Genomic DNA, 15271 nt, shown 5'->3' on the forward strand with positions numbered 1-15271 from the left:
ATCACGCGGCGGCCTCGGGTGGGGGGTCTACGGCTGTGCGGTTGGCGCCGCGGTTCCGGATGAGTCCGACCCGCCGGAGAGCGGCCTGCTCTGCGACCGGACCGCGTCGACGCCGCCCTTGAACGCACCGGCCAGGCCGTATCGCGGCCGGGTAGCTGCGGGCCTGAGCCGGGCTGGGTCGGGTAGCGCCGGCTGCTCGGTCACCACACGATGAGGCAGGGGCGGGGCCGCCGGGGCAGCGTGCCCTGCGGAGGGAGGTGCACCCGTCCCTGGCCCAGGCGCTGTGCGGACCGGCTGTACATGCGATGGCGGCGCGGGCTGTGGGACCGGGGCGACGGGAGGCGCCAACGACACCAGCAGCTTGTCCGGGACAACAACCAACGCGGTCGTTCCCCCTGTGGGGTTCTCCACCAGCTGAACGGATATGCGGTGGCGGCGGGCGATCCGCGCCGCGGTGAGCAAACCGAGGCGTCCCGCGCTGACCAGCGCGCCCACGTCGACTTGATCGGGTTCGGTCAGCAGGCGGTTCCACCGCTCGCGGTCGCCCGATCGCATCGGGATGGCAACGCGGTCCTCGATCTCGATCGCCAGGCCCCTCGCTACGTGCTGGGCCCGCACGTGCACCTTTGTAGCGGGGTCGGAGAACTGCGTGGCATTCTCGATGAGTTCGGCCAACAGATGCGTCAGATCGGGTCCCACATGGCGGGGAAGGCCAAGCTCGGCTCCTACCGTGCTGGCAGCCACCGTGACCCTCGTGTAGTGCAGGATCTCCTGGTTCGCGCCCCGCAGCACCTGCATCACGCTCACCGGTTCACGCGCGCTGCGCAACGACTCGCCGGCGACCACGGCCTTGCTCTCGACCCACCGCCGCAGCCGGGTCACCAGATGATCGAGTGCGAAGAGCACCTCCAGCTGGTCAGGGTCCTCGGTCCCCGCCTGCAAGGCGTCGAGCTTCTCCAATGCTCGTGCCACCAGGGCGTGCTCGCGCTTGGCGAACTGGTGGAGCATGGACAGAAGCACCGCCGACTGCGACTCGTCGTGCACTCGCATCAGCCCTGCGACTGCCTGCACCTGAAGCTCAGCCAGCAGAGCCACCGCTTCGTCCGCAGATCCGGTCTCCTCAAATGGCGGGAGGCTTTCGGGGAGAGCCACCTTTCCACCCCGGCACAGCTCGTCCGCCGACCAGGCCACGAGCTTGTCCACAGCCGTCGCTGCTTCAACGACGCGTTGGAATTGCGCCGCGTGCATCGTCTCCACGGCCGTCGCCGTCGCTCGTGCCCGTACAACCCCCACGCCTGCGGCCGCCAAGAGCCCTGCGGCTAACCCCGTGAGAAGCAAACCGGCGGAGCCCGAAACCGTCCACCAGATGACGACGGCACCGCCCAGTACGGACATGACGATCACCAGCGGTGCAAGGACAGCAGCGCGGATCTTTTCGAGCAGAATCTGATCCACCGCAACTCGACGCTTTCTCCTACGCCGACCGTGGGGGGCTGGTCGAGCAGAGGGCTGGAGGGCAGGCATGGGGTCCTCAAAGTCAGGTCCAGCAGGGACGGTGGGCTGGCAGTACGTGTCAGTCAGCGGAGAGGATGGCTCGAACGGTCTTGCTGACGGCCTTGCCGTCCGCGTCCGCCTTCGCATCCCACGAGAGACAGCCTTTGTAGTGGGTGACCCACTGGAGGCCGTGGGGTTTGCCCGCGACATCGATGCCGTGATTGGCAACCTCACCGAAGCCGGGAAAGTCGGGGAACGCGTCGTCCACCTCGATGCGCAGTCCACGGGTTTTGGCGTCCACGATCAGACGTAGTGTGACGGTGCCGTCGGGAAAGGGCTCGCCGTGTTTGACGGCGTTGTCAACGAGCTTGTCGGCGATACGAGCCGCGACGTCGACGTCGCCCTCCCAGCTCCCGATCGTCAGCCACGGCCGCACGCGCTGACGCACAAGAAGGCCCGCAGCCGTAATGGCCTTGACCGAAATACCCAACTCGAAGGCTGGCTCCGCCTCTAGCCTCAAGGGCAAGGGCGTGACATCGGCGTGTGCGCCGGAACACAGCTGCTGGACATCGTTCGTGAGCCCGTCAGCGAAGAAAGATGTGGAGGCGGATGTCCAGTCGGTCACGACTGCCCCTCCGTCGGCGGCACTGCGAGACGGCACCAGGTCTCAGCGCCGGCTTTACTGGTGCCCCAGGACCCGCCGTGCTCCACAGCAATGGCATCGACCAGGTAGAGACCTCGCCCTGACTCCGTGGTGGCGTCCGTCGGTTTGAGCGACGCTTCCCCTGGCATTCCGTCCCTGACGACGATGTGCAGGTAGCCATCACGGGTGGTGATGATCACCCGACCTTCAGCCGTGCCGCTGTGTCTAACCGCATTGGTCACCAGCTCCGATACGACCAGCTGCACCGCGTCGATCAGGGTATCCAAGCCGTTAAACCTGAGCTTGGCCGCCGCGATCCGGCGCATGACGCGAACCCGGGCAGCGGCTTCAAGACTCGGCTGGGAATTGGAGACAAGTGGACCGATTGCGAAACGCTCGTCCATCAGATTCTGGTCACGGGCCCATACCATTAGGGTCCTTCGCACGGCTGTCGTGGTCATCACGTCCTCTTGGGGGGAGCGTGGGGCCGACCGGACAGTGCGCTTCGGGCATGGCTGTAGTGCGGTAGGGGTGTGTGGATCCGTACTTGAAAGGGCTTCAGCAGGTTTGCGTCGACAGTCGCTCTGCTGGGCCTGGGCGTGCTTCGTCGTCATGGTCGGCTCCATGTCGAAGTGGCCAGTGACGACATGGTGCAAGCACGACTAGGCCCTAACTATCACGAGCTGATGATAGTTAGGGCCAAGGCCTTACCTTCTGCGACTAGCGAGTGGTCAGCCACGATCCGTAAGAGAGGAAACTCTCCGGAAGCCGCCTGTGCGCGGCCTCCAATCCGCTGTAGGTCTCCCGCACCGTCGGGTGATACTTCGCCTGCTGTGGTGCCGCCTTACGAGCCTTAAGGAGGCTCTGAAAGGACGCTTCGAGCTTGCTTGTCCACATCTGTGCGCGAGCAACCTCCGCGTAGTGATGACTTGTTCGCGACTTCGGCCAGTCGTTCGGGATGGCGAGACCCGTAGCTGCCTCGACAGCTTCGCCGTACTGGTCGAGTTCGGCTAGGACGGAAACGCGATGGACCCAGACGTTGACGGGGCCGAAGGTCAAGTAGTGCACCTTGACCGCCTCTCCAGTGGTGCCCGCGATTCGCTGCGCCTCTGCGAGATGGGACATTGCGTTGCCTTGATCGTGCGCCCGCCCGGCCATCACGGCGCCCCCCAAGTGAAGCTGCCCAGTGACGACGTCGCGTTCGTAGGACGGGTCCGCTTGCTGGAGGGTGGACAGCCCCTTGTTGACGAGGCGCTGGCCGATCTCGAACTTCCCCTCGCGCAGGTAGCTCAGAGCACGCAGATACTGATACATGCCGCCGAGGACAGCATCGGAGCCTCGTTCCGCAGCCCAGTTCATGCGTGCGAGCGAGAGCTGCGCAAGATCGGGAAATCCAAGCTTGGCGGCAACGTCGTAGGCCGTGCGGTAGAAGGACGCGAGTGTCAGCCACCCCTCCGTGCTACTCAACGTCTGGGCTACCGTCGTGGCTTCCTCAATGAGCCCGGCGACACTACTGGCGGCTTTCTTGATCTCACCGGCGCGTACAGCCACCAGAAGCGCATCGGCGTCACTCTTGAGCTCATCGAGAGCTCGGGGGCGAACGTCAGAGTCTGCCCCGAGGTCGTAAATGTCCAGCGCCTCCCTGATAGGCCGTATCAGGATGTCGAGTTCATCCGTGCGCAACTCGTCCGTGTAGGGCTGGCCAACGACTGTGGCGACCTCGATGCGGAGGCCGCGAGCAAAAGCAGCGACAACGTGTGGGGTGGCCGCAATGACACCCTGCTCTGTCTTCGTGTACGTGCTGTACGGGATCCCGGTCAAGTCTGCGACGGCTCGTTGAGTGAGATGGCGTTCGCGGCGCAACCGGGCCATCCTCACACCGGTGTCGTCTTCGGGCAGAGCGTGCATACTGGCTCCTGTTCTGCGTCGACAACAGAACAGTACCTGCGGTCGGCTCCGTAGGGGCACGGACGAACTCCGCTCCGCCGATGGAGTGGGGTTATCCGTGCTTCCGAAGCCCTCCCCCTCACCGAACGACGCGTCCTTCGGGTAGTTCCCACGCGTTCACCTACATCAGCGGGGAGTCCGGCTCGGTCTCTGGAGTCTCACGGGGTCGCGGGAGGTCAGTCGCGGCCCGGAAGGTAAAGGGAGGTGCCGGCTTCGGGGCGAACGAGAGGTGTGGCTCTTCAACCACCGCCGGTTGCCCACCGCCCTGAGCACGGAGCGCCATCTCCCTTTCGAGCCCAGACACTCGGTGCTCAGCACCACGAGCGACGCTCCTCATCTTGACTGCCTCCGTTCGGAGGTGCTGGGCGCTCTGGTTGTCCTTCTCTTGGGCGCGGCGTAGGAGAACCGCCACCTCCTGCTCAGACATGTTCACTTCGGCAAGCATGACTTCGAATTCGCTCGCAGGGCCCGCGGCCTCCATCAATCCTTTGATCTGCCCCTGCAACCACTCCAGCTCACGACGGCTCTCTTCGTGTCCGCGGAGCAGATCGTCGCGACCGGCTTCCACTGTGGCTCGGGCATCACCCCGCAGCACCGGCCACCCCAATCGGCCTCTGGCGGCCAGCTGGCGTTCCAGCCCGTCAAGGCGCTTCTCGGCATCCTGAAGGCCCGCAGTGCGCTCGGTGAGCACTCTTTGCTTCGCCTGCACGTCGCTGATCGCAGTAGCTCGGTGTGCCACATCGTCGCGTCTCCGCCTGAGGGCGAGCACGTTCGAGCCTGTGCCCGCCTGGGCTTGCTGCGTGGCGCGATCGGCTGCTGCCCCGGCCTCTTCTGCTGCTGCCCCGGTCGCACGGGCCGCCACCATCGCCTTGCGAATCGCTTCTCGCAGGGACGAATTACTGAGGTGCGCGAAAGGTCGATCTCCTGGAGACATGGCATCCGCAGCCGACGTTGCGGAACGCTCGGCAGTGCTCAGGCCAGGTCGGCCCGCTGGCAGAAGTACTTCATCGGGACCGTCTTCCGCATGCGGACGTTGGGCTCCCAATCCACGCTGGGTCTGGAGGTCCGCTACGGCCTGGCGGACGTGGGCGGGGACCGAGTTCTTCGGGAGATCGGTGAGGATCATGCGTTCCTCGGTGCCGTTCTCGATCTCGCGGATGAGACCCGCGACGGCGCGGTCAAGCTGTTCCTGGTCGGTGAGTGCGTCGCCATGGCGGGCGCGGTCGGCGTCGGTCTCGTAGACGGAGAGCGGCAGGAAGAGGTGGGACTCCTTCTTGTCGCGGCTCATCATCGTGTAGAGGGCGTTCGCCTGCGCGCCGGGTCCGTAGACAAGGGCCTCCTGGACCGTGAGTCCCTGGGACTTGTGGCCGGTGATCGCGTATCCGAGGCTGAGTCCGCCCTGTGCGATGTAGTCGGCGTCCACCCATTCGGCAACGTCACGGTGGCCGTCGTCGGTCCCCTCGCGCCACTCGACCAGCACGCGGCGTTCCTCGTCCACGGCGCGCACGATTCCGCGGTAGCCGTTCAGGACGTCTTCGCTCGCGCCTCGGCTCCTCTTGCCCCGGTAGTCGTTGATACGTAGGAGGACCTGGTCACCGACGGACAGAGTCAGCTCACCGCCACCAGGCAGCGCGTATACGTGCTCGGGACCGGTGAGGTCGCCGTTCTCCTTCCGCAGCGCGCGGGCGCCGGCGTTCAGCTCTTCCACGATCTCGTTGGTGGCGGCGAGCATGAGGAGCTGCTGCACGGCGGTGTGGTCGTCGGTGTGCGCGGCCCGCTTGTCTGCCCAGATGGTGAGCATCGCGGCGAGGGTGGCGTCCTTGTCCGCGAGAGCGTGCACGCGGCCGGTCCCGGCGAAGGTGCGGAGGGTTTCCACGCGCTTGTCGTCTCGCCACAGTTCCAGTGCGCGGCGCTCGGCCCAGTCCTTCTGGCGGAAGTTCTCGGTGAGGCTGAGCCCTCCGACGATGTGGTGTACGGCGGCGAAGCTGCCGCCGATGCCGGGCGAGTGGAGCTGCTTGGGGTCACCGATGCCGACGATCTTCGTGCCGGTCTCAGCGGCGTGGGCGAGAAGTTCGGCGATGTCGCGGTCATCGCACATCGCGGCTTCGTCAACGACCAACACGTCCACGCCGGTGAGGCCGGAGCCTCCGTTGCGGATGCCGGTGAGCCAGGACGCGAGGGTGCGCGACTCGATGCCCGCTTCGGCCTTCAGGTTCGCGGCGGCGACGGCGGCCGTGCTCGCGCCGGCGATGACGAGACCGTGGGCCTCCCATGCCTGCCGCGCGGTGTCCATGATCGTGGTCTTGCCCGATCCGGCGATGCCTTCGACGGAGTCGATTCCGTGCCCGGCCGTGAGCAGCCGTTCGAGGACGGCACGCTGTTCGTCGGAGAACGTGAAGCTGCCGCCGTGCTGGGCTTCGACGGTGGACAGGGTCATGTCGACCGTGTCGCTACTGACTACCCCGGCCTGCTCGGTGAGGCGCCTCTCCGCCTCGGAGACGATCAACGTCTCCGCGGCCACGACGTCCGCCGTGGTGTACCGGTCGGCGTGCGCGAAGTGCTGGGCGCCCTTCGGGTTGAGCTGGACCGCGTAGCCGGCGTGCCGGAGTACGGAGTTAGTGAGCTGTTCGGCTTCGGCGGCGTCCGCGACGCCGTACGGGAGCGCGTCCAGCACGGCGGAGATGGCGGCGGCGTGCGTGAACTCTTTGGAGTGGCTGGTCAAGCCGGTCTTGGGGTCGAAGACCTGGGCGCACAGCTCGTCCAGGGTGGGGTTCTGCTCCGGTCGGTCTCGCTCCATCGCGCTGGCTGCGATGGCGTCGGGGTCGTCTCCGGCCGCACGGCCTTCGGCCTGCCAGTAGGCGCGGAGAACATCGTCCCCGACCCCGGCGGCCTCGCCGTTCTTCGCGGCCTTGGACGCGGTGGAAGCGGCGGTGCGCTCGCGGGTCGTGGCGCTGTCGTAGTCGATGCCGAGTTTCGTCAGCAGCTCGCGGACCTGGCTGTCGCGCTTGCTGAACAGCCGGATCGTGGCCTCGGGAATCGCCGCGATCTCCCACGCGCCGGTCCGCTCCTCGCGGCGGAAGCTGATGCCGAACTCGTTGGTCAGCTCGCGGCGGATGCGGGCGTTCATGAGGGACTGGGTCGCGCGGGTGTGCCGGTGGAGGTCGCGGCCCCCGCTGGCCATCGTGGACCACTTGCCGTCGGTGCCCTTGACCATGTTGGCGAGGGTGAAGTGCAGGTGAAAGTGGGGGTCGCCGTACGGGGCACCGTCGACGGGTCGGGCGGCACGGTGGACCATCATCCAGCCGGAGAACCCGCTCGTCTTCACGGTCCTGGCTTCTTCGCCGTCGCCGTGGTGGCCGCGCATGGCGTACGCGGTCCACCGCTCCAGGGCGCCGATGGATTCGCGGCCGGCGGCCGTGTAGATGCCCTCGACCTGAGCCGCGATCTCCTCGGGCGCGTACGCGAGGAACGCGGACTTCGACTTCGCCAGGTCCAAGGTGACGTCGGCACCGCGGTTGCCGACTTGCACGCGGCCTTCGAGGAGCGCGGCCTTGATCTCCTCGGCGTCCCACACCTCCTCGGGCGTGAGCCCTGCGGCCTTGGCCATCGCGACGGCTTCGCGGACGTCCATCGGTAGGTCCCGGAGACGGCGTGCACCCTCGCCTTCGGTCTGGGCGTACCGGCGCTTCATGGACGCGGCGTCAAACAGGTCGGCGGGCTGCTGGCCGGTCTCGGTGGCGCGGGCCTCGACCGCACGCAGGAGTGCACGGGCGTCCAGGTGGCCGCCCGCCTCGGCGGCGACGGCCTTCTCCACCACGTCTTCGCCGTAGAGGTCGACGGCGTCGATGCCGACTGCCTCGGCGAGCTTCAGCACCGTCGAGACGGGGACACGATGTGACTCCCCGAACCGCTTGAGCTGGCTCTCCATCCGGCGGAAAGCGTCCTGCTTGCGCTTGGAGTCGAGCAAGGAGGCCGGATTCACGCTGCGCTCGGCGGCGGCGCGGCGGATGGCGCGGGCCAGCGGAGCGGCGGGGAGCTTGGCGGCCGGCGCGATGGCCAGCTTGGGGTCCACGAGAGTCTGCCCGGTCCGGGGATCTTCCCCGAGCATGAGGCGCCGGGCGGCCGGGAACTGCTCGGGGGCGAGCACGCTGCCGGGCACGATGCCGAACTCGCTGAGCCCGCCGCCGATCCAGACCAGGGGCCGTTCGCTGGCGTCCAGGTGGTAGTCCACCTGTCCGTCCGCGCTCCGGGCGGGGAGGGCCTGTTCGCCGTAGAGGTCGTGGGCGTCGAGCCCGGCTGCTGCGGCGACTTCGACGGCGTCGAACCCGGTGAACCGCGCAGCGCCCTTGCTGCGGAGGAGTCCGCGGGCGCGGAAGAAGGCGCGCTTGGCCTCGCGGTTCGCGAGGAGGGAGGCGAGGGGGGCACCTGCGGCTTCGGCCTTCGCCTCGATGGCGGCAATGAGCGGCGCGGCGTCGACCGCGACAGACTTCCCGCATCCGTGGCCGCCGGTAAGGCGGTACTCAACCTGCTCGTCGGAGGGGCCGATCATGGTCACCCATCCCATCGGCCCACTCACCCCCCGCCCTCATCCGGTCAGTTCCGGCCGTCTTGGCTGATTGTATCGTCACGAAGTGACGATACCTTGGTCCTCCGATTTGAAGTCGAGATGTGGCAAAAGGAAGAACCTCGCAGCTCAAGGAGGTAGTCGACCTGAAGGGTCGGGTAGGTCGCTAGCAGGGCGCTGGTGTGACTGTTACCTGGAGCGGACGAGTCTGCTCATCCGCTGATGACTCTCCAACTCAGCTTGATCGGGGCGCCGTACGAGGTGATGACGTAGCCTCTCCCCCATGACCACCCGCCTTCAGCCAGCCCCCGCAGCGCGTACCGCTACGCTGGCGTGGCGGGCGATGTGGTCTCACTCCCTGGCGGACCTTGGCATCCACCCGGCGATCCGCAGCGATGCCCCGGGCGAGGCGGGGCATGGTGTGTTGCTGGTGACCAACATGGTGTCCCACGGCCTGCGCCGCTTCCAAGCTTTGGCTTCGGTCAGCGAATGGCTGCGTGACCTGGGGGACTCCGTACGCAGTGAATGGGGGGCCGGGTCCAGCCGCCTGATGGCTGGTGATGACGTGGCCCGCCTCCTCCTCCGAACGTCGGAGGAAGCCGGCGGTATCCCGTCCAGCGCTTCTGGTCTGCTTCACGGACTTGCGCCGACGCCGCCCCCCTACCGCATTGTGATGCTCGACGGATACCACCGGTATGCCCCCTTGGACGGACTCCCTCGTCTGGCCGCCGGCTCAGGAAAGACCCGGCTTCTCTTCGAGATGCTGGTCAGCCGACTAACTACACGCCTAAATCGGCTGAGCCGAGACGGCCGTGCTCCTACGGCGGTTGAGGCCACCCACATCGCGGACGACGCGTACGCCCTCTCAGCTCTGTTGCTGCACCTCGCGTGGCGTCTCCTGGCCGGCCGTGTCAGGTTCACCGGGCATCTCGTCGCCATTCCACCCAACGAGTGCTCGCCCTGCGGTGTCCTACGGCTGGCGGCCCCTCGCGTCCCCCGCGCTCCCGGAGTGGGCCCGGTTCCCGGCCCGACCGAGTTCGCCCTCGCTGCATAGCTTCGCGCGGGGGTACCGAGACCCGCGTGAGGTTGATCGTGAAGACGTCCCACTGGCTCCTCCTCTACCTGCTGCTCCTCTCCCTGCTGCTGATGCCCGTGCTCCTCGCGCACTACGGCCCACGAGTTCGCCAACGTGCGCGGCGCATCCGGTCATGGGCGGCGCACTTGAAGCGGCGGGCCGTCGCCGCGTTGCGGCGACGGCTGTGGCGCTGGCTGACGGAGCCCCCCACCGACGACGCCCCGGACGGCGCTCCCCCAGCCACTCCCTTGCGCCCGCGGCCCTGAACGGACACGCACATGGGGAGGGCCCCACCCCTCTGAGGGGTGGGGCCCTCCCCATGTACACCGTCTACTTCACCGGCCAATCACCGAACGGCACTGGTGTCTGCCCGGTGGCATCTCGAACAGCTTCTTCGGTCCCACAAACGGCGCAGATCCGAACGTCACGGTCAACCGTGATCCGGGATCGAGCGGACCGTTCACCGAGCGGGCCACCGCAGCGCGGGCATCGGGTGTCGGGCATGGGTCACTCCCCGGGGTGCTCGCGGGCGGACTTGATGATGTTGTTCCAGGTCGGGCGCGAGTAGGTCTTCTCCGTCAGCCCGAGGAGCTGGGGGATCAACTCGGCGTTCGTGGCCTTGGGGTTTGCCTCGATGGCTTGCCGGGCGAGGGTCAGCCGCTCGTCTCCCTGGTAGGGGTAGGCCAGGCCCTTGCGACCCGCAGTGCGGCCGCCGGCGTGCCCGCGGCCCTTGCGGTCCGCGAGGTACTGCCACAGGCGCCAGCGCTTCCACTTCGGGCGGCGCCGGGTCGGTAGCTCGTCCCAGCCGTCGGGCTCGGGCCATCCCTCGGGCGGGTTCTTGACGTAGTGGGAGACGGTGGCGGAGTCAGCGAACCCGCAGACCTTCGCGGCTTCGGCGGGGCCGACCATCTCTTCGGGGTCGCCGTCTAGCTTCGGCGGGTGGGTGGTGGCGGCGGCGGCCCGCTGCCGCTGAAGTTCGTGGTGCCACGTCGCCCAAACGTCGCCGTCCCAGTGCATGACACCGTCGATGGTGTCCGCGACGGGCGGGTGCCCGTTGTTCTCCCGGTCGGTCCACAGGTTCTGAAGGGTCGGCTCGCTGATGCCGTGGACCTTGCGCAGGTCCGCGCGCGAGTAGAGCGTGCGGCCGGTCTTCGGGGACACGGTCGCCTCCTGTTCTTGGTCGCGGTCGTGGCCGCTCGGCGCGGTCACTGGATGTCGTCCGGGTCTGGGGCCGGCGCCCACGTACGGCTGCCCGCCGGTTCGAGCCGGGTGAGGGTGGCGATGTCTGCCAGGGGGACGGCTGCGGCCCAGTCGGAGCGGCCGGGGTGGTCGACGGGGAGGTTGAGCACGAGGTGCCGGCCGGTCGGGGGGAAGTCCTCGACGATGACGAAGCTGTCGTTGGGGTCGGCGCCGATGCTGTTACCTCCTCTGAGCTGGGCGATGTCGCCGGGCTGGGGACAGTCGGGGTGTCGGTCGCATAGCATGGTGTGGTCTTTCTGGTGAGAGAGACACCGACGGCCAGCGCCTTGTTGCCCTTGTGCGCTGGCCGTCATCTGTTGTCTGGGGTGCGTTGCGCCCTGTGGGACGCACGGCCGGTCGGAGGTTGCCCGCTCCGCTGACGGCGGGGTAATTAAACCACCTTTGGATCGAGTGGGGCGGAGCCCTGATCCGGAGGACGGCGGTCATCAGAAGAGAGCCCCTTGATCTGTGGGGCGCCCGACGCGGTCGGCGGGTTGTGGGGGGATGCGGAGTTCGTAGCGGGGGCGGCCCGCATGCGGCGGGGCGTGGGCTTCGCGGCGGTACTGGCGCCACGCCACGACAGGGGCGCCTTGGTCGATCCAGCCCGCCGGGTACTGGGATGTGAGCTGACGCCAGCGGCGTCGGCTCCTCGGGATCCTCCATCGGTCTCCGACCGTGGTGATCGGTGGCAGCGTTCGCCAGCCGGGGAAGCAGTGGTCGTGGGCGTCCTCCACCGCTTCGTTGTCGCCGTGCCCGAACCCGTCGCCGCTGCGCACGGGGCCTTCCCATTGGCACGCGAGACATCCGCCGCGGAACTGTTGCTCGTCCCCCCGGTGGCCGGTCGGCCTCCTGCGGGAGAGCAGGGTCGGGGTGTGGTGTGCGGGCGGGTCCAGTTCATGGCCGAGGTCGCAGTAGGCGCCGCCGGGGTGTCCGGGCTGGATGTGCCACGCCTGGGCCGCGCTCTCGGGTCGGTGTCGTGTCCGTGCGTTGCGCACTCGCCAGTAGTGCGTCTGCCTTGCCCGTGCTCCGGTTGGCTCGGCGACGGTGGCGGTCACGACGTCCTGCTTCCGGCGGCGAGCACTTCGCGGAGGGGGTCCGCGAGCGCGGCCTGTTCGCCGGGGGCGTCGAGGAACCGGGGCCCGTATGCGCGGCGGACGGCGCGGCGGGCGTCCTGGTGGCGGTCGAGTTCCGGGTAATACGGGGATCGGTCGAGCACGTCATAGCCGTGGTGGGTGAGCACGTCGGCTATGAGCGACCGGACCTGTACGGGGTCGAGGGCGGAGAGGTCGGTTTCCCCGGGGGCCGCGAGGAGTACGCGGATCAGCTCGGTCGCGCTGAGCCGGGGGTGGAGGGGGACGCTTACTCGGTGGACGCCGTCCCGGCTGGGGGTGGCGGCTCCTCGGCGGCTCGGTGTCCTGGTGGTGCTTCGGTCTTGTGTCGTCTCGTCCATCGCGGGGCCTTCGGTGACTCGGGGTGCTGGCGGGCTTCGGGGTCAGAACAGGGCGTGCTCGGCGCGGGCGGCGGCAGTGCGGAATGCGCGGGCGGCGTCGGCGGCGGTACGGCCGGGCTCGGCGCTCCACCGGTCGATGACGTCGCGGTGCAGGGCCTTGGCGGCGGTGGGGTCGGCGGCGTCGACGGGGTGACCGGCGAGAGTTTCCGCGAGGAGGGCGAACGCCTGGTCGCGTGCGCGGTCGATGCGGTCCCAGTCGTACGTCCGGCCGGCGGCTCCCCGCCCGTGGCCGGCGGCGACCTGGAGGGCGCCGCGCGGCCAGCACGGCAATGTGGCGGTGCGGCCGGGACCGTCGAACAGGTGCGGGCCCTGGTGGATGCCGACGTGTTCGATGTGGCGGGCGGCCCATTCCAGGATGGCGGCGGGGGTGTCCGCGATGACGATGCTTTCGGGGGTGTGGTGGGTCGGCACGGTGCTGTCCTTCGGGAAGGGCGGGGGCGGCGGCACGTGGCCGCCGCCCCTCGGTCGGGCTGCTAGTGGTAGGCGGGGATCAGTCGGCGGACCTGGTCCTCTCCGATGCATCCGCCCTTGTGGCGGCGCGCGCTCGGCGGCTCTCCGTTGCGCCCGCGTAGGTGGCTCCAGAACTTCGGGCCTTCCCAGTCGCACAATTCGCAGGTGAGGTACCAGTGGTTATCGCTGCCGGGGAACCCTGTGAGCACTGCCCGCCAGTAGTGGGCCGCGAGTCCTGCGAATGCGGTCTGCGCGCCCTCGGTGTTGCGATCGTTGACCGGCATCCGCGGGTGCAGGAGGGGCACCGGTCCGCACAACGGCGTGGGGGCCTCGGCGAGCACCTGTTCCAGGGGGACCGCGCCGATCCGACCGGCGGCGTACTCCTCGGCAAGGTGGGCGGCGGCCATGTCGGTGCCGGGGGTTCCCTTGGGCGGGCGGCGGAGGTTGCGTTCGCCTGCGGTGGTGAGGACGAGCCAGTCTCGGTGCCACCGGTAGGCGCGGCCGATGACCTGGTCGTCGCCGATGATCACGGGGTATCGGCACTGGATGTCGGGGGTGCCGACGCGGTACGTCGGGACGGTGGCGCTGCCCCCGGTCGCGGGGACGATGAGCCTGCCCGCTTCGGTGTCGGGGACGGTGATGGTCGCGGGTCGTTCGAGGAGTTGCGTGGTCATGGTGGTGCCCTGTTCTGGTGAGAGAGGGGGCCCGCCCCGGCGCGGTCGGCCGCCGGGCGGGCGGGGGCGCGGTTACGCGGCCGCGGCCGCCGGGGCCTGCGGGGCGGCGGTCCACTCACGGCGCGGGGTGATGCCCAGCTCGCTGAGGACCGGCGCGTGGCTGCCGTTGTCCGGGACCCATTCCCAGTCGGCGCCCTCGGTGCCGGGCCGGTCGGTCCAGATGAGCATGTAGGAGCGGCCGGAGGTGCGGGGGTCGCCGCATACGGCTTGTGCTTCGCGGCGGGTCATCGCCCACAGGGCACGCCGCTTGCGGGAGCGGCTGGAGCCCTTCGAAGCGATCAGCACCAGCGCCATGCCGTCCGGCCAGTTCGCCCACGCGGCCGGGGTCGCTGCGGCGGTCGGCTTCCCGACCGGCACCTGTTCCTCGACCGCCGGGGACTGCTCGGCCTGTTCCTGCGGTTCGGTGCCCGGGGCCTGGGGCGGCGGCTGCATCTCGTCGGCGCTCTTACGCCCGGACACGCCGTCGTAGGGGGCAGTCCATGTCCAGTCGTCGTGCTGGTTGCCGGTGGCGCGGACGATGCGCTTGCCGGTGCTGTTGTGGATGTGCGGGATGGTCACGGACTTCGGGTTGACCCGCAGGACCTCGTACCAGGTTCCGCGGTAGAGAACGAAGTCACCGCGCTTGAAGTCGGCCCGCGACCACACCTTGAAGCCTTCGGCTTCGGCGTCCTTGATGACCTTCTCCCAGTGGGCAATCTCCTCGGCCAGCTCCTGGTGCTCGATCTCCAGCTCCGGGTCTGCCGGGTTCCGGGAGAACCCCTTGGCGGACTGGCCGCGCTGCCACTTCTCGACCGCGCGGAGGTCGGCTTGCAGCTTGTCGAGACGGCGGAGCGTGCGGCCGGGGTCCTTCTTGAACTGCTGGTAGTTCGCGGCGGCCTGCGCCCGGCCGCTCCAGTGGGCGGCGCGGTCGTGCTCGCTGATGCTCTTGCGCATCGCGTCGTCCATCCGCGCGTGATCGCGGCGGGCGCGGCCCTCGGAGTGATGACCGACGAGGATCGGCTGACCGAAGGCGAACCGCTCGGATATGTCGTGGCTCTTCCGGTGCGCGGCCTCGGAGGACTGGGCGGCGCTGGCGGCGTACCCCCCGAACCGGTCCGCCCGGCCTTCGGCCCTCTCCTCCCGCTCCTCCTCGGCCTCGCTGAAGCTCCGGCGGTCGGCGTTGTCGACGGTCAGCGTGACCTCGAACCCCTTCTCCCGGAGTCGCTGCGCGAGGCGTTCGAGCGAGGGGGTGTAGGTGGCGTGGTCGCGGCTGTGCGGGAGGTACCAGCAGTCAAGGTTCCTGCTCCAGCGGAAGGGCTGGCGCTGGGTGCGGCCGTACTCACGGAGTCGCAGGATCTCGGCCGATCCGTCGTCCCGGCTGGTCCCCTCGATCAGGGTGCCTTCTCGGCGGGTGTGGGTGATCTCGATAGTCACTGAACTGGTCTTTTCTGGTGAGAGTTTGTGGTCCGGCCGCAGGGCGGACCGTGCGTCGGCAGCGGCGCTGCACCCCCGGCGCGGGCCGTGAGGGACGATCGGCTCGCGGGTCGTCGCGCCTGCGCGGCGGCAGGGGCAGTCGCGCCCCCGCGGGGCGCGTCCGCTGCGGTCCGGTGCCCGTCGTCGGTCGGCGGAGCCGCCT

General features: G+C 68.8%; 13 protein-coding genes. 1 reads left to right on the forward strand and 12 read right to left on the reverse strand.

All coding sequences use genetic code 11. The features are described from left to right. Nucleotides 1-27: 27 nt before the first annotated feature. The 5 genes from ACIQOE_RS23660 to mobF form a co-directional block, all read right to left on the reverse strand. On the reverse strand, nt 28-1455 hold the full coding sequence (locus tag ACIQOE_RS23660) for an ATP-binding protein (RefSeq protein WP_401413530.1): 1428 nt from the start codon (nt 1453-1455) through the stop codon (nt 28-30). A 118-nt stretch (nt 1456-1573) separates the two neighbouring features. Next, complete coding sequence (locus tag ACIQOE_RS23665) at nt 1574-2119, reverse strand: hypothetical protein (RefSeq protein ID WP_401413532.1); 546 nt, start codon at nt 2117-2119, stop codon at nt 1574-1576. Continuing rightward, nucleotides 2116-2541: an ATP-binding protein gene (locus tag ACIQOE_RS23670; RefSeq protein ID WP_401413534.1), complete on the reverse strand. Its 426-nt coding sequence runs from the start codon at nt 2539-2541 to the stop codon at nt 2116-2118. The genes ACIQOE_RS23665 and ACIQOE_RS23670 overlap by 4 nt, the downstream gene beginning before the upstream one ends. A 316-nt stretch (nt 2542-2857) precedes the next feature. Continuing rightward, the gene (locus ACIQOE_RS23675; protein ID WP_401413536.1) at nt 2858-4045 is read right to left on the reverse strand and encodes a helix-turn-helix domain-containing protein; all 1188 of its coding nucleotides are present in this window, start codon (nt 4043-4045) and stop codon (nt 2858-2860) included. A 160-nt stretch (nt 4046-4205) separates the two neighbouring features. Beyond that, nucleotides 4206-8633 carry a MobF family relaxase gene (gene mobF / locus ACIQOE_RS23680; protein ID WP_401414207.1) on the reverse strand — a complete coding sequence of 1476 codons (4428 nt, stop codon included), beginning with the start codon at nt 8631-8633 and terminating at the stop codon, nt 4206-4208. Nucleotides 8634-9728: 1095 nt separating this feature from the next. Between mobF and ACIQOE_RS23685 the strand changes: the two genes are divergently transcribed. Beyond that, the gene (locus ACIQOE_RS23685; protein WP_401413538.1) at nt 9729-9989 is read left to right on the forward strand and encodes a hypothetical protein; all 261 of its coding nucleotides are present in this window, start codon (nt 9729-9731) and stop codon (nt 9987-9989) included. Nucleotides 9990-10230: 241 nt separating this feature from the next. Here the strand turns inward: ACIQOE_RS23685 and ACIQOE_RS23690 are convergent, their stop codons facing one another. The 7 genes from ACIQOE_RS23690 to ACIQOE_RS23720 all read right to left on the reverse strand — a co-directional run bounded on the left by ACIQOE_RS23690 (nt 10231) and on the right by ACIQOE_RS23720 (nt 15069). Beyond that, nucleotides 10231-10884, reverse strand: a complete 654-nt coding sequence (locus ACIQOE_RS23690; RefSeq protein ID WP_401413540.1) for a hypothetical protein — start codon at nt 10882-10884, stop codon at nt 10231-10233. Nucleotides 10885-10928: 44 nt separating this feature from the next. Beyond that, nucleotides 10929-11207, reverse strand: coding sequence for a DUF6211 family protein (locus ACIQOE_RS23695; RefSeq protein WP_401413542.1), 279 nt, complete (start codon nt 11205-11207; stop codon nt 10929-10931). A 201-nt stretch (nt 11208-11408) separates the two neighbouring features. After that, nucleotides 11409-12017 (reverse strand): DUF6349 family protein, encoded by a 609-nt coding sequence (locus tag ACIQOE_RS23700; protein WP_401413544.1) that lies wholly within the window; start codon nt 12015-12017, stop codon nt 11409-11411. Next, nucleotides 12014-12412 (reverse strand): DUF6181 family protein, encoded by a 399-nt coding sequence (locus tag ACIQOE_RS23705; protein ID WP_401413546.1) that lies wholly within the window; start codon nt 12410-12412, stop codon nt 12014-12016. Before ACIQOE_RS23705 ends, ACIQOE_RS23700 begins: the two co-directional genes overlap by 4 nt. Nucleotides 12413-12454: 42 nt before the next feature. Beyond that, on the reverse strand, nt 12455-12883 hold the full coding sequence (locus ACIQOE_RS23710; protein ID WP_401413549.1) for a DUF6197 family protein: 429 nt from the start codon (nt 12881-12883) through the stop codon (nt 12455-12457). Nucleotides 12884-12945: 62 nt separating this feature from the next. Then, nucleotides 12946-13596 (reverse strand): hypothetical protein, encoded by a 651-nt coding sequence (locus ACIQOE_RS23715; protein ID WP_401413551.1) that lies wholly within the window; start codon nt 13594-13596, stop codon nt 12946-12948. A 72-nt stretch (nt 13597-13668) separates the two neighbouring features. Then, entirely contained in the window at nt 13669-15069 is a 1401-nt protein-coding gene (locus ACIQOE_RS23720; protein WP_401413553.1) for a DUF3560 domain-containing protein, read from the reverse strand. Nucleotides 15070-15271 lie beyond the last annotated feature (202 nt).

The sequence above is a fragment of the Streptomyces sp. NPDC091282 genome, assembly GCF_044757385.1.
In the GTDB taxonomy this organism is placed as follows: domain Bacteria; phylum Actinomycetota; class Actinomycetes; order Streptomycetales; family Streptomycetaceae; genus Streptomyces; species Streptomyces gramineus.

Bases quoted from the DNA above. Each gene is read 5' to 3' on its own strand.
- ACIQOE_RS23670 (WP_401413534.1), bottom strand. From the start codon at position 2,541: ATGGACGAGCGTTTCGCAATCGGTCCACTTGTCTCCAATTCCCAGCCG.
- ACIQOE_RS23675 (WP_401413536.1), bottom strand. From the start codon at position 4,045: ATGCACGCTCTGCCCGAAGACGACACCGGTGTGAGGATGGCCCGGTTG.
- mobF (WP_401414207.1), bottom strand. From the start codon at position 8,633: ATGATCGGCCCCTCCGACGAGCAGGTTGAGTACCGCCTTACCGGCGGC.
- ACIQOE_RS23695 (WP_401413542.1), bottom strand. From the start codon at position 11,207: ATGCTATGCGACCGACACCCCGACTGTCCCCAGCCCGGCGACATCGCC.
- ACIQOE_RS23705 (WP_401413546.1), bottom strand. From the start codon at position 12,412: ATGGACGAGACGACACAAGACCGAAGCACCACCAGGACACCGAGCCGC.
- ACIQOE_RS23715 (WP_401413551.1), bottom strand. From the start codon at position 13,596: ATGACCACGCAACTCCTCGAACGACCCGCGACCATCACCGTCCCCGAC.